Origin of the sequence: Bacillus sp. FSL K6-6038, assembly GCF_038050455.1 — a bacterium.
In the GTDB taxonomy this organism is placed as follows: domain Bacteria; phylum Bacillota; class Bacilli; order Bacillales; family Bacillaceae_G; genus Bacillus_A; species Bacillus_A pseudomycoides.
On sequence record NZ_JBBOUH010000001.1, the window covers coordinates 1,219,333 to 1,244,631 of the forward strand.

Here is a 25,299-nt window from a genome sequence, read left to right on the forward strand (position 1 = left end):
CATTATATATTCATCTTACGTCGCGAAACATGTTAGTGTCCACTATTTCCTACCCAAAATCAGAAAAGTCAATGATTTTTTTGAAAGTTCAAATAATGTTTCTTTCATTTTGTACAATTTGTGAAAAGGGTTACATTACGGGCGCAGCAAGACATATAATGAACATGTAATCTTCTCGTATATGTTTGACTCTCCTTTGGAACTGGCCTAGAATAGGTCGGTTTCTTTTTTTTCAACAAGTGATGCTTTTTCTCCTGCTTTATCATGTAAAGTCATACATATGAACAGTAATAAAAAATATGATTCGTTTCCTAAACATAACAGAAAGGCTTTTTCAAAAATGGATATACTAACGGTGTAAAGATGTCATGGAAGGAGAATGAAAATGGGACAAAATCATAGGTTTCGTTCTGGACAGAAAGCACCAAATGATGGGATTTATGTAGAAATTGGTGAAACAGGAAGTATGGTTAAAGATCCACAACTAGTAAAATTAACAGCTGGTCAAAGGTTTCCTGAGAATTCGAATCAGAACCGCCAGTGGACATATAAAAGAAAGCCGTAAGAGAAGCCGCAATTTATATTGCGGCTTTTGTGATTGAAGAGCAGAGGTATACATACTTTTTTGGGAAACAAAGTTCAAATTTCATAATCAAATTCATTGTATAAAAAAGACAATTGGCGTATAATCAAATTAAAGGTCAAATAAAGTCAAAAAATCAAAAAAGGTCAAACATCAAGAGGATTCCAATGTTTGGAGGTTTGTGAAGATGGACTTAAATCAAATGACGACGAAAACACAAGAAGCAATTATGAGTGCTCAATCTTTAGCGGTATCTCATCATCATCAAGAAGTTGATACTGTTCATCTATTACTTGCATTATTACAGCAGCAAGATGGATTAGCAGTGCGTATTTTTCAAAAAATGAATGTCAATATAGAACAATTAACGAAAGAAGTAGAAAGATTGCTTCAAAAGAAACCATCTGTTACAGGAAGTGGTGTAGAAGCTGGCAAAGTGTATGTGACAAATGCTTTAGGGCAATTACTCGTTAAAGCAGAGGCAGAGGCAAAAAAACTGCAAGATGAATATATTTCAGTGGAACATGTATTGCTCGCATTTTGTGAGGAAAAAGGTGATATGAATCACTTGTTCACAGCATTTCACATTACGAAGGATACATTATTACAGTCTTTAATGGAAGTTCGGGGGAATCAGAGAGTGACTAGTCAAAATCCAGAAGTAACATATGAAGCGTTAGAAAAGTATGGCCGTGATTTAGTGGCAGAAGTAAGACAAGGGAAAATTGATCCTGTCATTGGTCGTGATAGCGAAATTCGCCGGGTTATCCGCATTCTTTCTCGTAAAACAAAAAACAACCCTGTTTTAATTGGTGAACCAGGCGTTGGGAAAACAGCCATTGTTGAAGGATTGGCACAACGAATTGTGCGAAAAGATGTACCAGAAGGATTAAAAGATAGAACAATATTTGCGTTAGATATGAGCGCGCTTGTGGCGGGTGCAAAGTTCCGTGGTGAGTTTGAAGAACGTTTGCAAGCTGTGTTAAATGAAATCAAAAAAAGTGAAGGGCGTATTCTTTTATTCATTGATGAGCTCCATACAATTGTTGGTGCTGGTAAAACAGAAGGGGCGATGGATGCAGGGAATATGTTAAAACCAATGCTTGCGCGCGGTGAACTTCATTGTATTGGAGCGACTACTTTAGATGAGTATCGAAAATATATTGAGAAAGATCCAGCGCTAGAACGTCGTTTTCAACAAGTGTTAGCAGAAGAGCCAACGGTAGAAGATACAATTTCTATTTTACGTGGTTTAAAAGAGCGCTTTGAAATTTATCATGGTGTAAATATTCATGACCGTGCGATTGTAGCGGCGTCTGTATTGTCTGATCGATATATATCTGATCGCTTTTTACCAGATAAAGCGATTGACCTTGTTGATGAAGCGTGCGCAACAATTCGAACAGAAATTGATTCTATGCCAACAGAATTGGATGAAGTAACGCGCCGCATTATGCAGCTGGAAATTGAAGAAGCTGCTTTAGGAAAAGAAACGGATCGTGGTAGTCAAGAGCGACTCAAAACATTGCAACGTGAACTATCTGATTTAAAAGAAGTTGCAAATGGAATGCGAGCGCAATGGCAAAAAGAAAAAGAAGAAATCCATAAAGTTCGTGACTTAAGGGAACACCTTGAACGTTTACGTCGTGAATTAGAAGAAGCAGAAGGGAATTACGACTTAAATAAAGCAGCAGAGCTTCGTCATGGTAAAATTCCAGCAATGGAAAAAGAATTAAGAGAGGCGGAAGAAACGGGAGCGCATAACGAACAAGAGAACCGTTTGCTTCGTGAAGAAGTAAGTGAAGAAGAAATTGCAAATATCGTTTCACGTTGGACTGGCATACCAGTTGCAAAGCTTGTAGAAGGTGAACGTGAAAAACTGCTACGTTTAGAGCAAATTTTATCAGAACGTGTTATTGGGCAAGAGGAAGCAGTTAGTCTTGTGGCGGATGCAGTTCTTCGTGCTCGCGCTGGTATTAAAGATCCAAATCGTCCAATCGGTTCATTCATTTTCTTAGGACCAACAGGCGTTGGGAAAACAGAACTTGCGAAAACATTAGCACAATCTTTATTTGATAGTGAAGAGCAAATCATTCGCATTGATATGTCCGAGTATATGGAGAAACATGCTGTGTCTCGCTTGATTGGAGCTCCTCCTGGATATGTAGGATATGAGGAAGGTGGACAATTAACAGAAGCCGTACGCCGTAAACCATATTCCGTTATTTTATTAGATGAAATTGAAAAAGCACATCCAGAAGTATTCAACATTTTATTACAAATGTTAGATGATGGGCGTATTACGGATTCACAAGGACGAACAGTGGATTTCAAAAATACAGTGATTATTATGACATCAAATATTGGTTCAGGGCATTTATTAGAAGGGTTACAAGAAGATGGTACAATTAAAGAGGAAGCAAGAAATCTTGTTATGGGGCAGCTTAGAGGACATTTTCGCCCAGAGTTTTTAAATCGTGTGGATGAAATTATTTTATTTAAACCACTTACAACAAATGAGATCAAAGGAATCGTTGATAAAATTGTAAAAGAGTTACAAGGGCGTTTAATAGATCGTCATATTACAGTGGAATTAACAGAAGTAGCAAAAGAGTTTGTTGTGGAATCTGGGTTCGATCCGATGTATGGAGCGCGTCCATTAAAACGATATGTACAGCGTCAAGTTGAAACAAAGTTAGCACGTGAATTGATTGCGGGAACAATTACTGATAATAGTCATGTAGTTGTTGATGTGGAAAATAACGAACTAGTTGTTCATGTCCAATAAAAAAAGAGTCCGGAGATTGAATCCGGGCTCTTTCTTTATTAGTGTTGTTCTACTGGTTCGTTTGGAATTGCTGCTGCAATTGCCATTACAAGCACAGCAAGAACAATTGAGAATTTAGACGCTAGCGCGAAATCGTATACACCGCCAGTCATAGAGCTAATTACGTAGCTCATCATATGTACAAGCATAAACGACCAAATAAAGGCCCAAATTACACGCATCTTTTCACACCCCTATTCGTTCAATCTGTCCTTATTGTAACACAATTGAAAAAAGAATATAGAAAAAATATTTGTAGATTTTTCAAAGCAAAATTGTATTCCTTTCATACATTATAAAGGAGTAGTTTTTATGTTTAGAAAATAAGGCGGGAGAATGATGAGTGTTACGGAACGTTTTTTTTACTTAGAACAAGAACCATGTGTGATTTATTTGCCAGAGAAGCCCAATGGATTTGGTGTCATGCTTCTTGGTGATTACAATTATTTTATTGAGAATGGTACAAGTTTATGGACGCAGCATGCGGGGCGCGCTCATTTTTTAAATGGGCTGATAGAAAATGGATATACCGTTTTTTCATCTAATTTATACGGGAGACATTGGGGGAATGATCAATCGGTTCGTTTAGCGAAGCGTTTGTATCATGTTGTTATGAAAAAAGAAACACTAAACGAACAAATTCATATCATTGCAGATGGAATGGGGGCTCTTGTGGCTCTTGAAATGATGAATCGATACCCAGAATGTATTCGATCTGTAGTGATGCTTACTCCATGCCTAGATTTGCCTGCACATGTGGAATTTGAAAAAGAGCATAAATTTTTCTATAAAAGGTTAGTGAGAGAGTTATTGCTTGCGTATGATGTGAAGGAAGCTCAGTTAGAAGCGGAAATTGCTAAGAAGTCTTTTTCTTATTTACCTTCTTGTGTGCCTGTAAAAATATTTGTATCCACACAAGAACAAAAAGCGCGTAAGCAATTGTTACGTGAATATGAAAAAAAGCGGATAAATAAAAATTGTGAGACCTCACTATCGTTTCATTTGCAACATGTAAAATATAAGATGGTTCAACATACATGTCATTTCTTTAAAAAATATGAAGAAGATTTATGAAGCTCCAATATACATAAATGAGGAGCTATTTGTTTAGAGGGAGAAAGGGTTGGTGACATGAAGCGCATACTAATTATAGGGGCACTTTCGTTTGTAGGCTATCATCTTGTAAATAAAATGCTTGCGGAAGAAGTAGAAGTATATGGCCTTGATTTTGCTGATCTGGAAAGTATGTCAAAAGTAAGTGAAGAAAAGCTATTTTTAATTGGGCGGAATGATTTGTTTATGTATTCGTCTATAAGAGATGAGAGCGGATGGAAGACAGTAGAAACCGATCAATTTGATGCGGCTTACTTTTGTTTATGTGAACCGAACAGGCAAAGCGGATTTCGAAATGAACGAATCATTTTACAATATTTAAAGCGTGTCATTCATATGTGCGAAAGAAAACAAGTGAAGCTAAATGTACTTTCTTCTATTGAAATAGCAAATGTGCAAGATCAATCTGAAAATAAACGATTATTTATGAAAGTAGAGGAAGAAGTGGAGAAGGGGAATATTCGTTATAGTATACTTCGTGTTCCAACTTTATATGGCCCATGGCAGCCTTCCTTTATGACGTACCACAGGCTTATTCTTTCTGAACTTATGGAAAAGGAATATGAGCTTCTTCAAAATGAAAATGGAGCGGACCTTCTTTATGTAGAAGATGTGTGTGAATATTTATGGGAAAAAGGCAAAAACATAGAAAATTTAGGTGTATATAATATGATCAGTGGTAAAGAAAATCTATGGGAAAAAGGAATTATCCTTTTAAATGCCGAGCATAAAGTGAAAAAAACTGTTAAAGAAGTAAAAGGAGAAGAGATAAAGAGTGTTTGTATTGTAAAAAACACGCCGTTAGAATTCGGTTTAAATAAGCAATTGACACATTTAAAACGATATAAAGAGTTATACGAAGAACACAACATATGTTAAACTATACAAATATAAATTGAAAAACCCATATAAAACCTTTCTTTTTTAGGTGGGAGAGAGCATCCGCCCATGCATAGAGGCGGTCAGGTCCTTTTTTGGCCCCATGCCAAGTGAAAACAAAAGGAGAAAACGAGTGAAAATCTCCGTTTATTTTCATAGCCGTGGTTTGTATGTTGGAAAATCAATATAAATACAAATTGAAAAACCGATATAAAACCTTTCTTTTTTAGGTGGGAGAGAGCATCCGCCCATGCATAGAAGCCATAGCCCATACCAAGTTAAAAACAAAGAGAGAACACGAGTGCAAGTCACCTTTTGTTTTTGTAGCACCGACTTATATGTTGAAAAATCAAAAGGAATTTATATAGTGTAGAAGTAAGGAGATTAGTGCTCCTTTTATGGAAAGGATGAAGAAATATGAATGAAAAAAATATGCAGTTTTTACAAATCGCTATGAAACACCTGCCGGAAGCAAAGGCCATTTTGGATGATAATGGGATTGCACTTGATATGGAAAAAGCGCAGCCAGTACTAGAGTTGTTAATGAAAGTAATGAACGAAGCATATGAGCTTGGAAAAGCGGGAAAATAAGGTGAACTAGACATAAAACCCTTTTTTTGGAGGAAGAGAGCATCTAGCCATGCATAGAAACGGTCAGAGCCTTTTTCTGCCCCACGCCAAGTAAAAGCAGATACGGAAGTATTTTTGTCATTTTAACCGAGAAGACTCCCTCTTCTAAGCAAAGTGAAGGAGGGGGGAGTTCAATTGGAAAAGAGCGGGATATATAGGTAGTTTGCTTTTGGTTCTACTATGAGATAAGGTCGACAATATGTCGGCTTTATTTTTTTACTTAGAAATATATTCTAGACAAATAAACATTTATGTTTTAGAATTAGTACCAAGTCATAATAATTGATATAAAACGGAGGGCTGCGATGTGAACGTAGGCATTTTAGGGATCGGAAGATATGTGCCAGAAAAAGTAGTCACAAATCACGACTTAGAGAAAATCATGGATACATCTGATGAGTGGATTCGTACGAGAACGGGAATTGCAGAGAGACGCATTGCCGATGATACAATAGATACTTCATATATGGCGGTAGAAGCTGCCAAGAAAGCTATTGAAAATGCAGGGATTAGTGGAGAAGAAATTGACCTTATTTTAGTTGCAACAGTAACGCCAGATCGCTCTTTTCCAGCCGTTGCTTGTGTAATTCAAGAACAAATTGGTGCGAAACATGCAGCGGCAATGGATTTAGGTGCAGCATGTGCGGGCTTTATGTACGGAATGATTACAGCGCAGCAATTTATTCAAACTGGAACTTATAAAAACGTATTAGTAGTTGGTAGTGATAAATTATCTAAAATTGTAGATTGGAACGACCGCAATACGGCAGTGTTATTTGGAGACGGAGCAGGTGCTGTTGTAATGGGAGCTGTTTCAGAAGGAAAGGGTATCCTTTCATTTGAATTAGGCGCAGATGGAAGTGGTGGCAAGCACCTTTATCAAGATGAATATGTTATGATGAATGGCAGAGAAGTCTTTAAATTCGCTGTTCGTCAACTTGGTGATTCTTGTCTTCGTGTTGTAGAAAAAGCAGGTCTTACGAAAGAAGATGTGGACTTTTTAGTTCCGCATCAAGCAAATATTCGTATTATGGAATCGGCAAGGGAACGATTAGGTTTGCCACAAGAAAAAATGAGTACAACAATTGAAAAGTTTGGGAATACGTCAGCTTCTTCAATTCCAATTGCGATGGTAGAGGAATTGCAAAATGGACGTATTCAAGACGGTGATTTAATTATATTAGTCGGCTTTGGTGGCGGATTAACATGGGGAGCAGTCGCTCTTCGTTGGGGCAAATAAGGACTGAGAGAAAAAAAGGAGTGTATTTTGTATGGAAAAGAAGCGTGTCGTAATTACAGGACTAGGAGCTGTTACGCCGATCGGAACAGATGTAGAAACAGCTTGGGAAAACATTAAAAATGGTGTATCTGGAATCGGACGGCTTACACGCTTAGATCCGGAACAATTTCCAGCAAAAGTAGCAGCGGAAATTAACGACTTTGAAGCTGAAAAATATATTGAGAAAAAAGAAGCGCGCCGTATGGATCGCTTCACACAATATGCGGTAGCAGCAGCGAAAATGGCAGTTGAAGATGCAAAGTTGGACATTACAGAAGAAAATGCACCGCGTATTGGTGTATGGATAGGTTCTGGTATTGGTGGCATGGAAACGTATGAAGAGCAATTTAAAATCTTTACGGAAAAAGGTCCGCGCCGTGTAAGTCCATTTTTGATACCAATGATGATTCCTGATATGGCTGCGGGTCAAGTCTCAATTGCTACAGGTGCAAAAGGAATTAATACTTGTTCTGTGACAGCTTGTGCATCTGGGGCAAACTCAATTGGTGACGCATTTAAAGTCATTCAGCGCGGTGATGCAGATGCAATGATTACAGGCGGTGCAGAGGCGCCGTTAACAAGTATGGCATTTGCAGGATTTAGTTCAGCGAAAGCATTAACATTTAATGAGGATCCAGCAACTGCTTGTCGTCCATTTGATAAAAATCGTAGTGGATTTGTAATGGGAGAAGGAGCTGGTATTCTTATACTAGAAGAGTTGGAGCATGCGTTAGCACGAGGAGCACGTATTTATGCTGAACTTGTCGGATATGGTGCAACAGGTGATGCGTTCCATATTACAATGCCTGCTCCTGGCGGTGAGGGCGGTGTTCGTGCGATACGTCAAGCATTAGCAGATGCCGGTCTTCAGCCTGAGGATATCGATTATATTAATGCGCATGGTACAAGTACAGATGCGAATGAGAAATACGAAACGATGGCAATTAAAGAAGCATTTGGTGAACATGCATATAAAGTAGCGATTAGCTCTACAAAATCAATGACTGGTCATTTATTAGGAGCAGCAGGCGCTGTTGAGGCGATTTTCTCTGTTAAATCTATTACAGATGGCGTGATTCCGCCAACAATTAACTATGAAACACCAGATCCAGAATGTGATTTAGATTACGTACCAAACAAAGCGAGACATCAAGAAGTACGCACTGTTTTAAGTAACTCATTAGGGTTCGGTGGTCATAACGCAGTGTTAGTATTTAAAGCTTATAAATAATGTAGTAAAAGGGTGTTTTGGGAAGTAGCAAAGGAGAGCTACTTCTTAAAACACCCTTTTTTGGATGGAAGAGAGCGTCCGATCATGTGTAGAATCGATCGGCTTTTTTCATTTATCTTATTCTTCTCTTTTTTTATAATGAACGGTATGATGGAAGGAAACAACAAGATACCTATGTTACATATAACAGAAGTCATTCTAAAGTTTACAAAAATGTAAAAAACATGATGCTCCTTTTAGTTATCAGGTTGGGGTATAAAGAAAAAGCACACGATGAAAAGGAAGTGAAACTCATATGGTGAACACATTGCATACCTTTTGGGAGGACTCTGACGAGTTCGTAAACCCAAATCCAGTTACAGATGAAATGATTCGGATTGCAGAAGAAAAATTAGGTTATAAATTACCAGATTCCTATATTCGCTTAATCAAATCGCAAAACGGTGGTACACCTGTACAGAATTGTTTTTCTACTACCGTACCTACCTCTTGGGCTGAGGATCATATTTACGTAGCGGGGTTCTATGGCATTGGTGGAGAGCATGGGGTTGATACGGAGGGAATTTACATGATAGAGGAATTTGAATATCCATCTTCTTGTATATATGTAGGAGAATCGCCTACAGCTGGACACGATGCTGTTTTGCTAGACTATAGCGAGTGCGGAAAACAAGGCGAACCAAGAGTAATTCATGTGAATGTAGAAAATTATCAAGATCCAATCATTACGTTCTTAGCGGACGATTTCCAAACTTTTTTAGAAGGGTTACTCCCGTACTCTCATTTTGACAAGGATTAAATGTTAGATTGTCGACAAACAGGCTCTTTTTTGAGGGGCCTGTTTGTATGAACAAAAACCAAATTATAATTCTTATACCCGCCTTTTCCCCTCAGTTTAACAGTGCTCCAACAGAAATTTCCTTCAGCAAGCACATGCAGGAAAGATGGAGCTGTGCAATTAGAAATAAATCAAAGCCAATCAAAAGTTTCATTTTATCACTTCGCGTTCGCTCCTTTTCTTGCATATATATAGAAGAAAAGGGAGGAGTGAAGATGGGGGTTATTCAAACGGCAGATTGGCTGCACCTTTATTATGGGCGTCCAGAAAAGCTTTGTGAGAAGTTTACAAAATACATTCCATTGCCAAAGGAGAGGTTGTACCGTTTTTTAATTTCTAAAGGTATGTATCGTCCAGTGATGGAAGGACAAAAAGAAATTGAGCGACTAGAGGAAAAGCAGATTTGGAAAGAGCTTTCTGAGGAGTATGAGGAACTAAAGCACTGGTTACAAGGGCCAGATGTCCCTATCTTTATTTTGTTATCAGATTCATATAATCGCACGGTACAAGCGGAATATAACGGAAAAGCTGGCTTAACAATGCGTCATGTGATTTTCCTGTTTGTCTGTGGACGGAATACCGTGAAGGAATTAAAAGCATTGCTTACCCATGAATATCATCACATATGTCGGTTACATCAAATTGAAAAGAAAGAAAAGGATTATACATTACTTGATACAATGATAATGGAGGGGCTTGCAGAGCAAGCGGTGTATGAAAGGCACTCAGAAAAGAGTTATGCACCGTGGACATCGTACTATACAAAAGAGGAAGCGGTTCATTATTGGGAGAAGGTTGTAAAAAAGAAACAGGATATGAAGAGAGGAACAAGGGAGCATGACTGCTTACTAAATGGAATGCAAATGTACCCGAAGATGCTTGGATATGGCGTTGGATTTCATATTGTAAAAGATTGTGTGGAATTTGAGAAAGATAACACGCTTTCTTTATTGTCCATGGATGCCATATGTATATTAAATAAAGCAAATACTTTTACCTCTTAATAGGTGATAAATATAAAAAACTTGGCGCTGCCAAGTTTTTTTGCATGATGAAAATGGAAGTGAGAATTAGTGAAGAAATAATAAGTAGAATATATTCCCTTGGATGGAATAAATTTCACAAAAAATGAACATAATGAGATGTACAAACAGTAGTGAAGTGAGGGGTAGAAAATGTTATATCTACATGATGTGTGGGTAAATTGGTTTGAAGGTGAAGAAAATGGGTATAACGTTTGTCATTTTTACGAATGGCGGAAGGATGATACGATCGAATTATTAGATCAAGTGCCATTATTAAAAGTAGATTCTACATTATATCATTACATCGAGAACGAATTATTGGAACTTCCGCAAAAACTATTGGAAGACGTACATCATAAGGCGTATATTCGTAAAAATCATGAGCGTTTGCAACAAGAGTATTGTTTTGTTGTTACAGATGGAAAAGGAATTATTGCAGTGGATTCAATTGGGTACAATGTACCGATTCGAAAAAGTAGGCTTATTCCTCGTCAAGAGCAGATGGTATATGAGATGGTGGAAAATGTCCAAGCAGAAAAGTATGAGTTTCAAGTGGAAGAATCACAAAAAGAGCATCATATTTTATCACCATCGCCATATATTATGAATGGCTTAACTCGTAAAGAACGACAATTAAAACAATTGCTTTTTATGGCGCTAGATCAACTACATACAACGAAAAATCCAGCTGAAATTCGCTATTGGTATACAGAATGGGATCCATCTGCATATGGGACTGTTCAACATATGAAATTTGAAGACGTCTGGGAGCGCCTTTATGAGGAAGCGAAATATGGTTGGTCAAAAAAGCATGAACAGCTATGTGAACGCCTTGTAAAAGGGCAACCATTCTTTGAAAAGTTATGGGAAATGGAAAATGAACAAAAGGTAAATTAAAAAACCGCCAAATTGGCGGTTTTTTAATTTGATCCAGCTCCGGTGGCAAGCTCTTCCTGTCTAAGAACCTTCCGCATAAGAAGGCAAAGAACGCCTTCTATACGAAAAAACCTTAGACCGTCAGAGCTGAATGATCCACCTCCGCTTTTTGTATAATCCAGCTCCAGCGGCAAGAATGATGGGTGGCTTCGCGTCTTCCTAAGAGGCAAAAAGCGCCTCTACGTCAGGAGCTCCATCCCCCTCACATTCTAAGCGAGCCACTTCCGCTTTTTTCATTACCTACGTTTTCTGCTTAATCCCATTGCATTTTCAACTTTACGTAGTTGTTTCATTGCAACGCGGTTTGCTTTTTCAGCACCTTTGTCAAGAATTTCATCTAATTCAGGGGAGTTAATTAGTTCGTTATATTTTTCTTGAATTGGACGAATTGCTTCTACGACTACTTGTGCTAAATCACCTTTAAAGTCGCCGTATCCTTTTCCTTCATAGTAAGCTTCTAGTTCTTCAATTGTTTTACCTGAGAATGAAGAGTAGATTGTTAATAAGTTGGAAATACCAGGTTTGTTTTCTTTGTCGTATTTTACGATACCGTCAGAATCAGTTACTGCACTTTTAATTTTCTTTTCGATTGTTTTTGGCTCATCAAGCATACTAATCATTGATTTTGGATTTGGATCAGATTTGCTCATTTTTTTCGTAGGTTCTGTTAATGACATAACACGAGCGCCTACTTTTGGAATGCGAATCTCTGGAATTGTGAAAATTTCACGGAAACGTTTATTGAAACGCTCTGCTAAATCGCGAGTTAACTCCATATGTTGTTTTTGATCGTCGCCAACTGGCACAATCTCAGTGTTGTAAAGTAAGATGTCAGCTGCCATTAATGGTGGATACGTAAGTAATCCAGCTGGAACAGATTCTCTACCAGATGATTTATCTTTATATTGCGTCATACGTTCTAATTCTCCAACATATGCGATAGATTGCATAATCCATCCGAGTTGAGCGTGCGCAGGTACCTCTGATTGTACAAATAAAGTAGATTTTTCAGGATCAATACCACAAGCTACATATAGCGCAGCAAGGCTGCGGATGTTTTTACGAAGTTGTACAGAATCTTGAGGAACTGTAATCGCATGCTGGTTTACAATGCAGAAATAACAATCATGTTCGTTTTGTAATTCTGTAAATTGTTTCATTGCTCCTAAATAGTTTCCAAGCGTAATTGTTCCGCTTGGCTGAATACCAGAAAAAATAACTGACATAATAATGCCTCCTTGAAATTTGTATGTATTGTTGAAGAGTGGGGGAAGTAGGTCAATGCGAGCCGCTTCCGCTTTTTATATAATCCAGCTCCAGCGGCAAGAATGATCGGTGGCTTCGCGCCTTCCTGCGAGGCAAAAAACGCCTCTACATCAGGAGCTCCATCCCCCTCAGATTCTAAGCGAGCCGCTTCCGCTTTTTATATAATCCAGCTCCAGCGGCAAGAATGATCGGTGGCTTTGCGCCTTCCTGCGAGGCAAAAAACGCCTCTACATCAGGAGCTCCATCCCCCTCACATTCTAAGCGAGCCGCTTCCGCTTTTAAATACAAAAAAGCCCATTCATCCCAAATGATCTAGGGACGAATGGACCGCGGTACCACCCTAATTATTTCACAAATAGTGAAATCTCTTTTATCCATTATAACGCCTGGATATAACGCCAAAGCCTACTCCTAAGTTGTTTCGGTTTGGTGCTCAAAAGCCCATTCCATACTGTACAATTACTTGTTCTCACCAACCACAAGCTCTCTGAAATTGCTGCAATATGTACTCTTCTTTCTCATCGCATGCATATGAATTTATTATAATATAGCTCTGTTTTTAACAGCTGAGCGAGCCACTTACGCTTTTTGAGTAATCCAGCTCCAGTGGCAAGAATACTCGGTGGCTTCGCGCCTTCCAGCGAGGCAAAAAGCGCCTCTACGTCAGGAGCTCCATCCCCCTCGCATTCTGAGCGAGCCACTTGCGCTTTTTATAACAAAATGTTTTGCAAGTAATTATATCATATGGAAAAACGTTTGCAAACTACATCAAAATAGTAAAGCTAATGATCGTAGAGATGAGGCCTAAAAGAACACCTGTAATGCAGATGGGGTATGTCCATGTGAAAGAATACGTTTTATATATTCTTTCTTTTTTATCTATTGCTGATTCTTCTTCTTCAATTAAAGATTCTACCTTTTTATTTGTTCCAAATACTTTTTGGAAAGCGTACATTGTTATGTTGAAAAATCCACTTTGAAATAGAAATAAAAAACCTCCTAAAATAACAAAAAATAATGCAATGTAAAACATGATATTGACAAAATTCAACAAAAATTGAGCTGAAAATAGGAATGCACCAATGCTAGAAACGATTATTGCTAACAATATTAATATACAAGTGTGAGAATAAAGTCTATTCAAAATGTTCCCCTCCGTCAAAATATTACTAGAATTATTATACTATAAAAGTTATAATGAGTACTAGGGATAATTATTTGAAAATTATACGCAATTTTGTATTTTCTTTCAATATGATGGGAGCAATGTTGAGTACCTAATTTACAAAAAATAAAAAAAATAAACATTTTATTAAAAATTTTAACAAAAAAACAAAAAACTATATTCACAATCGTCACATTATATGTATAATGAAAATTGTAGAAACTTGGAGATTATTCTTTCAATTCTGCTTTTTAGTAAGTGGGGGTACAGGAGGTGCAATTAGGGGAGGTAGTACAATATGAAGAAAAAGATACCACTAATACTTGCATCGACATTGACGGTCAGTATGCTTGGTGCTTGTAGTTATCAGCAAGAAGATACGAAAGCGAGTACGAAAGAAGGCAGTGCTTCAGGCAAACAAGTACTAAATTTACCTGAAGCTGCTGAAATTCCGACAATGGATACAACATTATCAACAGATGCGGCATCTTCTAACATAATGAATAACACAATGGAAGGATTATATCGCCTTGGAAAAGACGATAAACTCGTTCCAGGTGTGGCAAAGTCTTACGAGAAAACGGAAGATGGTAAGAAGTACGTATTTAAATTACGTGATGATGCGAAGTGGTCTAATGGGGAACCTGTAACAGCTAAAGACTTTGTATATTCTTGGAGACGAGCTGTCGATTCAAATACAGGTGCAAAATTTGCTTACATATTATTCGATGTAAAGAATGCAGAAAAAATTAATAAAAAAGAGTTGCCAGTTGAAGAACTTGGCCTAAAAGCAATTGATGATCACACACTAGAAGTGGAATTAGACAACCCTGTTCCTTACTTTGTTAGCTTAACGGTATATCCAACATTCTATCCATTAAATGAAAAGTTCGTAAAAGAACAAGGGGATAAATTTGGATTAGAATCTAATACGACGCTCTATAACGGTCCGTTCGTCTTAAATGAGTGGAAACATGAACAAAGTTTCCAGCTTAAGAAAAATGAGACGTACTGGGACAATAAAGTAGTGAAGCTGGAAGAAGTAAACTTCAATATTCTAAAGGATCGTTCAACTGCAATAAATTTATATGAAACAAATGCAATTGATCGTGTCGTATTGACATCAGAATTTGTAGATAAATACAAAAAAGATTCTGATTTCAAGACAATTAAGAAACCTTCTACACAGTTTATTCGTTTAAACGAAAAGAACAAGTTCTTAGCGAATAAGAACATCCGTAAAGCAATATCAATGGCCTTTGAACGTGAAAATATCGGGAAAGTTATTTTAAACGATGGTTCACAGGGGATATACGGTTTTGTTCCGAAAGGTTTAGCGAAAGGACCAAATGGAAAAGACTTCCGTGAAGAAAATGGAAATCTGATCAAAGAAGATATAAAAGAGGCTCAAAAATATTGGGAAGCTGGTAAAAAAGAACTTGGTGTTGATAAAGTAGATTTAGAGTTGCTGAACTTTGATACAGATGATGCTAAGAAAATCGGTGAGTATTTAAAAGGGCAATTTGAAAAGAATTTACCAGGCTTAACAATTTCAATGAAAATGCAGCCATTTGCACAAAAATTAAAACTTGAAGCAAGTGGAGAATATGCAATGTCGTATGCAGGATGGGCCCCAGATTATATGGATCCGATGGCATTCCTAGATATGTATACAACAGGAAATCCGCAAAACAAAGTCAACTATGCAAATCCAGCATATGACGAATTAATTAAGAAGGCAAAAGTAGAGACAGATGTACAATCTCGTTGGGATGCACTGTTGAAAGCTGAAAAACAATTGTTGGATGATGCAGCAATTGCTCCAGTATATCAACCAGGAAAAGCATATTTACAACGCAGCTCTATTACAGGGTTGCTAGAACATAAATATGGTGGCGAATTTAGCTACAAATGGGTTGAAGTCAAAAAATAAAAATGGTTTCCATCATGAATAAGGGTATATGCCTATGATGGGCATATGCTCTTATTTAAAAAAATAAAAGTAAGAATATTTCAAACTATCTTATTGCTTTTGAGAAAAATGGGGAGGTGCTTGATTATGGGACGTTATGCATTAAAACGTTTCGTGTACATGGCTTTGACGTTATTTTTAATCACTACGCTGACATTCTTTTTAATGAAATTACTGCCGGGTTCTCCGCTTAAAAACCAAGAGAAATTATCTCCGGCGCAGAAAGAAATCATTTTAGAAAAATATGGTTTGAATGATCCGGTGCCAGTGCAATATGCGCGCTACTTAGGGAACTTAGTAAAAGGTGATTTAGGAGTATCATTCCAGTACGATAACCGTCCTGTAACGGATATGATTGTTGATCGTATTGGACCATCAGCACAGCTTGGTTTCCAGGCGATCGTATTAGGAACATTTATAGGTCTAATTTTAGGGATTATCGCAGCACTTCGTAATAATACATGGGTGGATTACGGGGCAACCATTATTTCTGTACTCGGAATGTCGGTACCATCCTTCGTATTCGCAGCGTTACTACAATATTTTGTAGGGGTAAAACTTGGGTGGTTCCCAGTTGCATTCTGGAAAGGTCCTGAATTTACAGTCATGCCAACGGTTGCTTTATCGATGGCAGTTACTGCGACAATTGCACGTTTCGCTCGTGCGGAGTTAATCGAAGTAATGCAAGCAGATTATATTTTAACAGCAAAAGCAAAAGGAATTAGTCAAGGTGTCATTATTATAAAACATGCACTTCGTAATGCATTGATTCCAGTTGTTACAATTTTAGGACCAATGGTTGCGGGATTAATTACAGGGACGCTTGTTATTGAGCAAATCTATGCTGTACCTGGACTTGGGGAGCAATTCGTTAAATCGATTCAATTGAATGATTATACGGTTATTATGGGAACAACAATTTTCTATAGTGCAATCTTTATTTTAGTAATTTTCATTGTTGATATTTTATACGGAATAATTGATCCTCGTATTCGTTTAGCGGGAGGGAAAAAATGATGAAAGACGTACAAAAATTATCTCCAGATTTATTTCAACCAGCCAATCAAAGCAATGTTGATAATGAAGTCATTGCCCGACCAAGCTTAACGTTTTGGCAAGATGTAAGAAGACGTTTGTTTAAACATAAAGGAGCAATGTTTGGTTTTGTATTGCTTGTCATCATTGCGCTTTTAGCAATTTTTGGACCGATGGTAAGTAAACATTCCTATAAAGACCAAGATTTAGGACGTGCAAAAATGCCGCCGAAAATTCCAGTGATAGAAAATATTCATTGGTTACCATTTGATGGTACAGATCAATATGGTGTTGATCAATATGAGAAACGTGATATTAAAGAGTATTTCTGGTTCGGTACAGATGATCTTGGACGTGACCTTTGGACAAGAACATGGGAAGGAACACGCGTATCATTATATATCGCTCTTTTAGCAGCGGCAATTGACCTAGTAATTGGGGTTGCATACGGAGGTATTTCAGCGTTCTATGGTGGACGAGTGGATAACATTATGCAACGTGTTATGGAAATTATTAACGGTATTCCATATTTAATCATTGTAATCTTAATGGTAATTATTATGGATCCAGGTATTTTATCAATTACATTCGCGATGGCAATTACAGGTTGGATTGGAATGTCGCGGATTGTACGTGGACAAGTATTAAAATTAAAAAACCAAGAGTATGTATTAGCATCTCGTACATTAGGTGCAACAAACACACAATTAATTGTGAAGCACTTAATTCCGAACGTAATGGGACCAATTATCGTTATGACAATGTTTACAATTCCTACAGCGGTGTTTGGTGAAGCATTCTTAAGCTTCATTGGTCTTGGTATTCAGCCGCCAACTGCATCACTTGGTTCTCTTGTAAATGATGGATATAAGTCAATTCAAACATATCCACATATGATGTTCATCCCTGCGGTTGTCATCAGTATGTTAATTTTAGCATTTAACTTAATGGCAGATGGATTACGCGATGCGTTAGATCCAAAAATGCGTAAGTAAACGAGGGAGGAGAAGTGAAAATGAAAACATTGTTAGAGGTAAAAGATTTACAAGTCTCCTTTGATACACATGCTGGTGAAGTACAAGCTGTTCGCGGAGTTACATTTGATTTGAAAAAGGGAGAAACATTAGCGATTGTAGGAGAATCTGGTTCTGGGAAATCAGTTACTTCGAAAGCGCTAATGGGACTCATCCCAAATCCTCCAGGACGTATTAAAAATGGGGAAATTGTATTTGATGGTCGTGATTTAACAAAATTAACAGAAAAAGAAATGCAGCAAGTACGCGGGAAAGAGATTGCAATGATTTTCCAAGATCCGATGACATCACTAAATCCAACGATGACAATCGGTAATCAAATTATGGAAGGTCTTATTAAACACCAAGGGATGAGCAAAGCGGATGCGCGTAAAGTTGCGTTAGAACTGCTTGATCTTGTTGGAATTCCAAATCCAGAAGCGCGTTTAAAGCAATACCCACACCAATTCTCTGGTGGTATGAGACAGCGTGTTGTTATTGCGATGGCATTAGCTTGTAATCCGAAACTATTGATTGCGGATGAGCCGACAACAGCACTTGACGTTACAATTCAAGCACAAATTTTAGAGCTTATGAAGGACATTCAACAGAAAACAGAAGCGGCGATTATTTTCATTACGCATGATTTAGGTGTAGTAGCGAACGTTGCGGACAGAGTTGCTGTTATGTATGCAGGTAAAGTCGTTGAAATTGGTACGGTTGATGAAATTTTCTACAACCCAAAACACCCGTATACATGGGGATTAATCGCATCTATGCCAAGTTTAGATGGCTCAGAAGCAGAGTTATATGCAATTCCTGGAACACCTCCAGATTTATTAAAACCGCCAAAAGGGGATGCATTTGCACCACGTAACCCACAGGCACTAAAAATTGACTTTGAAATGGAACCACCATTCTTTAAAGTTAGTGATACACATTATGCGGCAACATGGTTACTTCATGAGCAAGCACCAGAAGTACAACCGCCAGAAGTCGTTCAAAAACGAATTCTTCAAATGAAAGCAGGTGAACAACATGACTAATCAACGTGAAAAATTAATTGAAGTAAAAAATGTAAAGCAGCACTTCAACGTTAGTGGTGGTGTTGTAAAAGCGGTCAACGACATTTCATTTGATATTTACCGCGGTGAAACATTTGGACTTGTAGGGGAATCTGGTTGCGGAAAATCAACAACTGGAAGAACGATTATCAGGTTATATGATGCAACTGCTGGAGAAGTGCTGTTCGACGGTGAAAATGTACATGGTAAGAAATCACGAGCAGAATTAAAGAAATTTAATCGTAAAATGCAAATGATTTTCCAAGATCCATACGCATCATTAAATCCTCGTATGACAGTTGGGGATATTATTGCAGAAGGCATTGATATTCACGGTTTAGCAAAAAGCAAAAAAGAACGTATGGATCGTGTGCATGAATTATTGAACACAGTTGGGTTAAATAAAGAGCATGCCAATCGTTTCCCGCATGAGTTCTCTGGTGGACAACGTCAACGTATCGGAATTGCTCGTGCACTTGCGGTAGAACCGGAATTTATTATTGCGGATGAACCAATTTCAGCACTTGACGTATCCATTCAGGCGCAAGTTGTAAACTTACTGAAACAACTGCAAAGAGAAAAAGGCTTAACATATTTATTCATTGCCCATGATTTATCGATGGTAAAATACATCAGTGATCGCATTGGTGTTATGTACCGTGGACAAATTGTTGAATTAACAAGCAGTGATGAGCTATACGAGAATCCAATTCATCCGTATACAAAATCACTATTATCAGCAATTCCGCTTCCAGATCCGGATTATGAACGCAATCGTAAGCGTATCGTATATGATCCATCTCAGCATCAATATGGTAATGAAACGCCTACTATGCGAGAAATTCGCCCTGGACATTTTGTTCTTTGTTCAGAAGCAGAATACAAGAAATATAAAGAAATCTATCAATAATAGAAAAGAAGCGGCTGGAGAGGTCGCTTCTTTTTTATATACATACAAATAAGAAAACTGATATAAACCTTTTCTTATTGGATGGGAGAGAGGATCCGCCCAAGCATAGAAGCGGTCAGGTCCTTTTTTCGCCCCATGCCGAGTGAAGACAAAAGAAGAGAAGGAAAAGCTGGAGTAGAGATTTCAGCAATAGAGTGGAGTGATAGAAAAATAGTAAATGAAATTTTATCGGCGCAAATCCAAATATATTGACCGTTCCTCAAAATATATCGGCGTTCCGATAAATAACAACACAAAAACAGGTTGGAGAAGGCTTTCTCCAACCTGTTTTTTCTGAATATCAACATTAATATTGAGCTTGAACAGGAGCTGATTCTTCAGAAGTCTCCGGTTTAACAAGTGCATAATTTTCCCATGCTCTGCTTTTCCAGCGGAAGAACATAATGATGGCACGTGTCCATTCATCAATCGCAATGGCTAACCAAATGCCGGGCAGTCCCATGTGCAAATAAAATACAAAAAAGTAGCCAAGTGGTAAACTCATTAATACCATTGAGAATGCGCCAATTAAAACTGGATATTTTGCATCACCAGCAGCCCGCAAGGAATTAATGATGACAATATTCATCGTTCGGCCTGTTTCTAGTAGAATGCTTAATAAAAGAACGGTTGCGCCTAAAGCGATGACATGAGGATTATCTGTAAATAACCCCATTAACTGCGTGCGAAATGTTATGACGAGAATGACCATACATAACGTAACACCAATGGCCCACTTTACACTTTTCCATACACGTACATATGCTTCGTCTTTCTCATTTCCACCGACTAAACGCCCAACAATGATCGCTGTTCCCATTCCGATGGCGATAGCGAATAAGTAAGTAAACATTGAAATATTTGTTGCATACTGTCTTGCAGCTAATGATTCTGCTCCTAAGTATGTCGCATAATATAAAAAGACAATTTGACATGCTTGGTACATAACTTGTTCAAAAGCCGATGGAATACCAATCTTTAAAATCTTGCCGATATATTCTTTTGATAAGGTAATGTAGTAGTTCAACTTCACGCGATATTCCATGACGCGGTATAGTAACCAGAAGAAGACAATGAGTGCGATTAAACGGCTGAAAGATGATGATATAGCAGCACCTTGAACACCCATTTCTGGAAAACCGAATTTCCCGAAAATAAGTACATAGTTTCCAGCAATATGAAAGATGTTCATTCCTAATGAAATCAACATTGCTTGTTTTGTAAATCCATGAACACGAATAATGGCAGCCAGTGAATTGATAATGGCTTGAAGAAAGATTGCTCCTCCAACAATTGATAAATAATTTTGTGCGTAAGTTAATACGTCACCTTGTAAATTCATTGCCATCATCATATTTTTCGAAAATAAAAGAAAACCGGCGCTTATGATGAGCCCGACTCCTAAGTTTAATGTTACCGCTAAAGCTGATATTTTTGATGCTTCCATATATCGTTTAGAACCAAGGTATTGAGAAACAACAATTGCGGCCCCGTTTCCGATTACTTCTAGTACTAATATTGCGATATGAAGGTATTGATTCGCTGCCCCAACACCTGATACCGCGTCATCTGATAGTGCACTTAGCATAAAAGTATCAGCAATCCCCATTATCATAAAAAGAAAAACCTCTAAAAAAATGGGCCATGTTAAGAAAAATAAATTTAATTTTTCTCCCTGCCCTTTTTTGGACGTAGTCACTGTCATATCATCCCCCACTTTACCGATATCCTTTTTGAAGCAAAATGTATCTTAACACACTTCAGCAACACTTGCATTCATTTTGCAGCTTGGTTATTGAACTACCCCCACCTTCACTTCATTTAGAGGAGGGGGTCTTCTCGGTTGAAATGATAAATATATATTTCGAAAAAATAGGACATATATAAGTACAAATTGAAAAATCAATAAAAATCCTTTTTTTGGTTGGGAGAGAGCGTCCGCTCATGCGTAGAAGCGATCATCCCTTTTTTTCACCCCATGCCGCGTGAAAACAAAAGGAGAAAAGGAGTGGAGATCTTCTTTTATTTTCAAAGCTGTGACTTATATGTTGAAAGATCAAAATGGTGCATATTAGAAGGGAATAATTATACAAAAGATATTATGTGATATAAAATTAATTATACCCTGATAATTTAGATAATTATAAAAACAGGTATATTTAGTATTTCAGGCAGGAAAATAAGTAATATAAAACGTTTACAGAAAATGCTATGGTAACAGAAAATTTTAATAAGATAGAAAAACAAATATACAAATAATATATTTATATGTATAATATGAATTATTAGAACATATAAATATTTCTTTCTGTTTGAAAATGAAAGGGCTAACATTTTTTTAGGGGGATGGAAGGATGAAGAAAAAAGTACCAGTTTTAGTAGCGTCGACATTAGCGATGAGCATGGTTTTAGGAGCATGTAGTTATCAAAAAGATGAGTCGCAAGCGAAAGCAAAAGGGGAAAGCGGCAATAATAATGCGAAACAAGTTATAAATTTAACTGAAACACAAGAAATTCCAACGATGGACACAGCGTTATCAGCTGATGCAGTATCATCGCGAGTGATGAATAATACGATGGAGGGGCTATACCGCCTTGATAAAGGGGATAAACTCGTTCCAGGTGTAGCGAAATCAAGTGAAAAATCAGCAGACGGGAAAAAGTATACTTTTAAATTACGCGAAGATGCGAAGTGGTCAAATGGAGATCCTGTAACAGCGAAAGACTTTGTATATGCTTGGCAACGAGCAATTAATCCAGATAAAGCAGCATTATCAGCATATATTATGTTTGATGTTAAAAACGCACAGAAAATTAATAAAAAAGAAATGACACCAGATCAATTAGGTGTAAAGGCCATTGATGAGTATACATTAGAAGTAGAATTAGAGCATCCAGTTCCTTACTTTGAAAACTTAATGATTTATCCACTGTTTTATCCTGTAAATGAAAAGTATGCGAAAGAGCAAGGGGACAAGTTTGGTCTAGAGGCAAATACAACACTATATAATGGACCATTTGTATTAAGTGACTGGAAGCATGAAAGAAGTTTCCAAATAAAGAAAAATCCATCATACTGGGACAATAAAGAAGTGAAGCTAGAAGAAGTGAATTTTAATATTGTAAAAGACTTGGCGACAGCAATTAATTTATATGACACAAAAGCGATAGACCGTGTTATCTTAAGATCTGAGTTTGTTGATAAATATAAAGGGGACAAAGATTTTAAAACTGCAAGTGAAGCTTCTGTATACTTCCTTCGTTTTAATCAGAAAAACGAAGCTTTAGCAAATAAGAATATACGTAAAGCAATCTCTCTTGCTTTTGAGCGTAAACCACTTGTTGATACAATTTTAAATAATGGTTCGATTGAAGCGACAGGATTGATTCCGAATAAATTTATTACGGGGCCAAATAAAAAAGATTTCCGAGCTGAAAATGGCGAGTTAGTAAAGGCGAACGCGAAAGAAGCGAAGAAATATTGGGAAGCGGGTAAAAAAGAACTAGGTAAAGATAAAATTGAAATTGAGCTATTAAATGAAGATGTAGATTTATCTAAGAAAACAGGGGAGTATTTAAAAGGAGAGTTAGAAAAGAACTTACCAGGTTTCACGCTGAAAATTAAGCAACAACCATTTGCACAGAAGCTTAAACTGGAGGAAAGTGGCGATTATGAAATGACATTTGCTGGATGGAGTCCAGACTTCCCAGATCCAGTTACTTACCTTGATATGTTTATAACAGATGGCACGCAAAATAAAATGAAATACTCTAACCCGAAATATGATGAAATTATCACGAAAGCAAAGACGGATGGCAGCGATGTAAAAGCGCGCTGGAATAGTTTACTTGAAGCAGAAAAAATCCTTATGGATGATGCAGCAATTGCTCCTGTATATCAACGTAGCGCGGCTTACTTACAAAGAGGAACAGTTAAAGATATTTATAAGCATAATTATGGCGGAGATTTAAGCTTCAAGTGGGCATCTGTCGGAAAATAATTTAAAAAGAAGCAGGGAATTTCCTGCTTCTTTTTAGTATGTTCGTTTTTTATAAATCCCTTTGCCGCCAACTTGCTTCCATCCAGATTGTACTTCCGCACTTTTATCAACAAATTTCATTTTCTCTTTCCCACCAAATAGCTTTTCACCGATGCCATTCGTAATGACACCAATCAATGCTGTAATTCCGATGACGAGGGCAGCGACAATTGCAAAATCAATAAAAAAAGCAACCATATGAAAATTCCCCCTTTGCCTGTCTGTATCATTATTGTATGAGAAAAAAAGTTAAAAAGAAAGAAAAGTTAGAAAATAATTATTTTACTTAAAAATAGTCTAGACAATAATAATGAGGTTTGATAAAATCAACAAGAACAAACGTTCCTTTTTCGTAGCTGTTTTACATAGCGGTAAGTCTTACATTTCACCATTGTTTTATCAGAAAAAGGTAATAAAGCGCTATCGGAAACATGTGGTGAAGTACATTATATGAAAGAGAGTCTATCAAAAAAATAGTTCTAAAGACGTATACGAATGGGATATAGGGCTTATGTCTTCAAGTATTTATGCCAGCTTTACTGGTCCTAAGCAACAGTTAAAGACATATGGTGTTTTCCCTATTAATAAGGAAATTTACTGTGTATTTCTTTCTGAATCTATTGTATAATGATTATAGAAGTTACTTATTTAAAGTAATTGTTGTTTATTAAAAGTTGCTTGCTCATAAGTTGTTGTTTACATCGAAAGCAATTTTTCATTTTGTTGTAAGACAAGTCATAGTGAAGAATTGCTGGGAAATAGAAATTCAAACTGTAATTAGTACAGAATCTGTACTCTTTAAGGAGAGTGAGTCTTGTATGGTAACACTATATAGTTCTCCAAGTTGTACGTCTTGTAGAAAGGCGAAATTATGGCTAGAGGAAAATCATATTCCCTATACAGAACGTAATATTTTCTCAGATCCATTAACGATTGAGGAAATTAAAGAAATTTTACGCATGACAGAAAGCGGAACGGATGAGATTATTTCAACTCGTTCGAAAGTTTTCCAAGAGTTAAACGTTAACTTAGAATCTTTACCACTTCAAGATTTATATAAGATGATTCGTGACTACCCAGGCATTTTACGTCGTCCTATTATGATTGACGAAAAACGTCTTCAAGTAGGTTATAACGAAGATGAAATTCGTCGTTTCTTACCACGTACAGTAAGAACATTTCAGTTACGTGAGGCACAGCGTCTTGTAAATTAACAATAAAAGTTTTGTATATGAAAACCTTCTACCTTACAGTAGAAGGTTTTCGCATACATATATTCATTACTGAGTATTATTTATATATAACTTCATTTTGATTTTCCGACATATAAATTAAAGTTATGAAAATAAAAGGAGTTCCTCGCTCATTCTCTTTTTTATTTTTACAAGGCATAGGGCGAAAGAGGTCCTGCTCGCTCCCGCCAAAAAAGAAAGATTGTATGTCGTTTTTCAATT

22 protein-coding genes, 1 pseudogene and 1 other annotated feature are annotated in these 25,299 nt (G+C 37.2%); of the genes and pseudogenes, 18 read left to right on the forward strand and 5 right to left on the reverse strand.

Features of this window, described 5'->3' with window-relative positions:
- Nucleotides 1–385 precede the first annotated feature (385 nt).
- The gene (locus tag NSQ40_RS06175; RefSeq protein WP_018763997.1) at nucleotides 386–565 is read left to right on the forward strand and encodes a YjzC family protein; all 180 of its coding nucleotides are present in this window, start codon (nucleotides 386–388) and stop codon (nucleotides 563–565) included.
- Nucleotides 566–770: 205 nt separating this feature from the next.
- The gene (gene clpB / locus NSQ40_RS06180; protein WP_003195906.1) at nucleotides 771–3,371 is read left to right on the forward strand and encodes an ATP-dependent chaperone ClpB; all 2,601 of its coding nucleotides are present in this window, start codon (nucleotides 771–773) and stop codon (nucleotides 3,369–3,371) included.
- Nucleotides 3,372–3,409: 38 nt separating this feature from the next.
- On the opposite strand, the gene NSQ40_RS06185 is transcribed toward clpB, so the two are convergent.
- Nucleotides 3,410–3,592 (reverse strand): YjzD family protein, encoded by a 183-nt coding sequence (locus NSQ40_RS06185; protein WP_016113766.1) that lies wholly within the window; start codon nucleotides 3,590–3,592, stop codon nucleotides 3,410–3,412.
- A gap of 157 nt (nucleotides 3,593–3,749) precedes the next feature.
- Between NSQ40_RS06185 and NSQ40_RS06190 the strand changes: the two genes are divergently transcribed.
- The 8 genes from NSQ40_RS06190 (at nucleotide 3,750) to NSQ40_RS06225 (ending at nucleotide 11,302) form a co-directional block, all read left to right on the forward strand.
- Nucleotides 3,750–4,484 carry a hydrolase gene (locus tag NSQ40_RS06190; protein ID WP_018783038.1) on the forward strand — a complete coding sequence of 245 codons (735 nt, stop codon included), beginning with the start codon at nucleotides 3,750–3,752 and terminating at the stop codon, nucleotides 4,482–4,484.
- Nucleotides 4,485–4,541: 57 nt separating this feature from the next.
- Entirely contained in the window at nucleotides 4,542–5,402 is an 861-nt protein-coding gene (locus NSQ40_RS06195; protein ID WP_003195909.1) for an NAD-dependent epimerase/dehydratase family protein, read from the forward strand.
- 417 nt (nucleotides 5,403–5,819) lie between these two features.
- Nucleotides 5,820–5,993 (forward strand): ComZ family protein, encoded by a 174-nt coding sequence (locus NSQ40_RS06200; protein ID WP_003195910.1) that lies wholly within the window; start codon nucleotides 5,820–5,822, stop codon nucleotides 5,991–5,993.
- A 346-nt stretch (nucleotides 5,994–6,339) separates the two neighbouring features.
- Complete coding sequence (gene fabH / locus NSQ40_RS06205; RefSeq protein ID WP_018764000.1) at nucleotides 6,340–7,272, forward strand: beta-ketoacyl-ACP synthase III; 933 nt, start codon at nucleotides 6,340–6,342, stop codon at nucleotides 7,270–7,272.
- Between the two features lie 31 nt (nucleotides 7,273–7,303).
- Nucleotides 7,304–8,542 carry a beta-ketoacyl-ACP synthase II gene (gene fabF / locus NSQ40_RS06210; RefSeq protein ID WP_003195912.1) on the forward strand — a complete coding sequence of 413 codons (1,239 nt, stop codon included), beginning with the start codon at nucleotides 7,304–7,306 and terminating at the stop codon, nucleotides 8,540–8,542.
- Nucleotides 8,543–8,837: 295 nt separating this feature from the next.
- Nucleotides 8,838–9,341, forward strand: a complete 504-nt coding sequence (locus NSQ40_RS06215) for an SMI1/KNR4 family protein (RefSeq protein WP_003195914.1) — start codon at nucleotides 8,838–8,840, stop codon at nucleotides 9,339–9,341.
- 254 nt (nucleotides 9,342–9,595) lie between these two features.
- The gene (locus NSQ40_RS06220) at nucleotides 9,596–10,384 is read left to right on the forward strand and encodes a DUF2268 domain-containing protein (RefSeq protein WP_003195915.1); all 789 of its coding nucleotides are present in this window, start codon (nucleotides 9,596–9,598) and stop codon (nucleotides 10,382–10,384) included.
- Between the two features lie 171 nt (nucleotides 10,385–10,555).
- Nucleotides 10,556–11,302 (forward strand): YjbA family protein, encoded by a 747-nt coding sequence (locus tag NSQ40_RS06225; protein WP_003206164.1) that lies wholly within the window; start codon nucleotides 10,556–10,558, stop codon nucleotides 11,300–11,302.
- Nucleotides 11,303–11,577: 275 nt separating this feature from the next.
- Here NSQ40_RS06225 and trpS read toward each other — a convergent pair whose 3' ends face one another.
- Both trpS and NSQ40_RS06235 read right to left on the reverse strand, forming a co-directional pair.
- Nucleotides 11,578–12,567, reverse strand: coding sequence for a tryptophan--tRNA ligase (gene trpS, locus NSQ40_RS06230; protein WP_003195917.1), 990 nt, complete (start codon nucleotides 12,565–12,567; stop codon nucleotides 11,578–11,580).
- A 351-nt stretch (nucleotides 12,568–12,918) separates the two neighbouring features.
- Nucleotides 12,919–13,138, reverse strand: a binding site (T-box leader).
- A gap of 232 nt (nucleotides 13,139–13,370) precedes the next feature.
- Nucleotides 13,371–13,706: a DUF3899 domain-containing protein gene (locus NSQ40_RS06235; protein WP_371388987.1), complete on the reverse strand. Its 336-nt coding sequence runs from the start codon at nucleotides 13,704–13,706 to the stop codon at nucleotides 13,371–13,373.
- Nucleotides 13,707–13,861: 155 nt separating this feature from the next.
- Here NSQ40_RS06235 and NSQ40_RS06240 point away from each other — a divergent pair.
- The 6 genes and pseudogenes from NSQ40_RS06240 (at nucleotide 13,862) to NSQ40_RS06265 (ending at nucleotide 19,766) form a co-directional block, all read left to right on the forward strand.
- Nucleotides 13,862–14,074: pseudogene (locus tag NSQ40_RS06240) on the forward strand (hypothetical protein).
- Complete coding sequence (locus tag NSQ40_RS06245) at nucleotides 14,071–15,705, forward strand: peptide ABC transporter substrate-binding protein (RefSeq protein ID WP_341286072.1); 1,635 nt, start codon at nucleotides 14,071–14,073, stop codon at nucleotides 15,703–15,705. The pseudogene NSQ40_RS06240 and the gene NSQ40_RS06245 overlap by 4 nt, the downstream one beginning before the upstream one ends.
- A 126-nt stretch (nucleotides 15,706–15,831) precedes the next feature.
- Nucleotides 15,832–16,761 carry an oligopeptide ABC transporter permease gene (gene opp3b, locus NSQ40_RS06250; protein ID WP_003195920.1) on the forward strand — a complete coding sequence of 310 codons (930 nt, stop codon included), beginning with the start codon at nucleotides 15,832–15,834 and terminating at the stop codon, nucleotides 16,759–16,761.
- Nucleotides 16,758–17,774, forward strand: coding sequence for an oligopeptide ABC transporter permease (gene opp3C / locus NSQ40_RS06255; RefSeq protein WP_018764006.1), 1,017 nt, complete (start codon nucleotides 16,758–16,760; stop codon nucleotides 17,772–17,774). Before opp3b ends, opp3C begins: the two co-directional genes overlap by 4 nt.
- 20 nt (nucleotides 17,775–17,794) lie before the next feature.
- Nucleotides 17,795–18,838 carry an ABC transporter ATP-binding protein gene (locus NSQ40_RS06260; protein WP_018764007.1) on the forward strand — a complete coding sequence of 348 codons (1,044 nt, stop codon included), beginning with the start codon at nucleotides 17,795–17,797 and terminating at the stop codon, nucleotides 18,836–18,838.
- Nucleotides 18,831–19,766, forward strand: a complete 936-nt coding sequence (locus NSQ40_RS06265) for an ABC transporter ATP-binding protein (RefSeq protein ID WP_017152841.1) — start codon at nucleotides 18,831–18,833, stop codon at nucleotides 19,764–19,766. The genes NSQ40_RS06260 and NSQ40_RS06265 overlap by 8 nt, the downstream gene beginning before the upstream one ends.
- Nucleotides 19,767–20,112: 346 nt before the next feature.
- Here the strand turns inward: NSQ40_RS06265 and NSQ40_RS06270 are convergent, their stop codons facing one another.
- Complete coding sequence (locus NSQ40_RS06270) at nucleotides 20,113–21,510, reverse strand: MATE family efflux transporter (protein ID WP_098159457.1); 1,398 nt, start codon at nucleotides 21,508–21,510, stop codon at nucleotides 20,113–20,115.
- 649 nt (nucleotides 21,511–22,159) lie between these two features.
- Between NSQ40_RS06270 and NSQ40_RS06275 the strand changes: the two genes are divergently transcribed.
- Entirely contained in the window at nucleotides 22,160–23,806 is a 1,647-nt protein-coding gene (locus tag NSQ40_RS06275) for a peptide ABC transporter substrate-binding protein (RefSeq protein WP_098159456.1), read from the forward strand.
- 33 nt (nucleotides 23,807–23,839) lie between these two features.
- Here NSQ40_RS06275 and NSQ40_RS06280 read toward each other — a convergent pair whose 3' ends face one another.
- The gene (locus tag NSQ40_RS06280) at nucleotides 23,840–24,043 is read right to left on the reverse strand and encodes a hypothetical protein (protein ID WP_000225326.1); all 204 of its coding nucleotides are present in this window, start codon (nucleotides 24,041–24,043) and stop codon (nucleotides 23,840–23,842) included.
- Between the two features lie 620 nt (nucleotides 24,044–24,663).
- Between NSQ40_RS06280 and spx the strand changes: the two genes are divergently transcribed.
- Nucleotides 24,664–25,059 carry a transcriptional regulator Spx gene (gene spx / locus NSQ40_RS06285; protein ID WP_000258267.1) on the forward strand — a complete coding sequence of 132 codons (396 nt, stop codon included), beginning with the start codon at nucleotides 24,664–24,666 and terminating at the stop codon, nucleotides 25,057–25,059.
- The last annotated feature ends 240 nt before the right edge of the window (nucleotides 25,060–25,299 follow it).

Bases quoted from the DNA above. Each gene is read 5' to 3' on its own strand.
- NSQ40_RS06175 (WP_018763997.1), top strand. From the start codon at position 386: ATGGGACAAAATCATAGGTTTCGTTCTGGACAGAAAGCACCAAATGAT.
- clpB (WP_003195906.1), top strand. From the start codon at position 771: ATGGACTTAAATCAAATGACGACGAAAACACAAGAAGCAATTATGAGT.
- NSQ40_RS06185 (WP_016113766.1), bottom strand. From the start codon at position 3,592: ATGCGTGTAATTTGGGCCTTTATTTGGTCGTTTATGCTTGTACATATG.
- NSQ40_RS06190 (WP_018783038.1), top strand. From the start codon at position 3,750: ATGAGTGTTACGGAACGTTTTTTTTACTTAGAACAAGAACCATGTGTG.
- NSQ40_RS06195 (WP_003195909.1), top strand. From the start codon at position 4,542: ATGAAGCGCATACTAATTATAGGGGCACTTTCGTTTGTAGGCTATCAT.
- NSQ40_RS06200 (WP_003195910.1), top strand. From the start codon at position 5,820: ATGAATGAAAAAAATATGCAGTTTTTACAAATCGCTATGAAACACCTG.
- fabF (WP_003195912.1), top strand. From the start codon at position 7,304: ATGGAAAAGAAGCGTGTCGTAATTACAGGACTAGGAGCTGTTACGCCG.
- NSQ40_RS06215 (WP_003195914.1), top strand. From the start codon at position 8,838: ATGGTGAACACATTGCATACCTTTTGGGAGGACTCTGACGAGTTCGTA.
- NSQ40_RS06220 (WP_003195915.1), top strand. From the start codon at position 9,596: ATGGGGGTTATTCAAACGGCAGATTGGCTGCACCTTTATTATGGGCGT.
- NSQ40_RS06225 (WP_003206164.1), top strand. From the start codon at position 10,556: ATGTTATATCTACATGATGTGTGGGTAAATTGGTTTGAAGGTGAAGAA.
- trpS (WP_003195917.1), bottom strand. From the start codon at position 12,567: ATGTCAGTTATTTTTTCTGGTATTCAGCCAAGCGGAACAATTACGCTT.
- NSQ40_RS06245 (WP_341286072.1), top strand. From the start codon at position 14,071: ATGAAGAAAAAGATACCACTAATACTTGCATCGACATTGACGGTCAGT.
- opp3b (WP_003195920.1), top strand. From the start codon at position 15,832: ATGGGACGTTATGCATTAAAACGTTTCGTGTACATGGCTTTGACGTTA.
- opp3C (WP_018764006.1), top strand. From the start codon at position 16,758: ATGATGAAAGACGTACAAAAATTATCTCCAGATTTATTTCAACCAGCC.
- NSQ40_RS06260 (WP_018764007.1), top strand. From the start codon at position 17,795: ATGAAAACATTGTTAGAGGTAAAAGATTTACAAGTCTCCTTTGATACA.
- NSQ40_RS06265 (WP_017152841.1), top strand. From the start codon at position 18,831: ATGACTAATCAACGTGAAAAATTAATTGAAGTAAAAAATGTAAAGCAG.
- NSQ40_RS06270 (WP_098159457.1), bottom strand. From the start codon at position 21,510: ATGACAGTGACTACGTCCAAAAAAGGGCAGGGAGAAAAATTAAATTTA.
- NSQ40_RS06275 (WP_098159456.1), top strand. From the start codon at position 22,160: ATGAAGAAAAAAGTACCAGTTTTAGTAGCGTCGACATTAGCGATGAGC.
- NSQ40_RS06280 (WP_000225326.1), bottom strand. From the start codon at position 24,043: ATGGTTGCTTTTTTTATTGATTTTGCAATTGTCGCTGCCCTCGTCATC.
- spx (WP_000258267.1), top strand. From the start codon at position 24,664: ATGGTAACACTATATAGTTCTCCAAGTTGTACGTCTTGTAGAAAGGCG.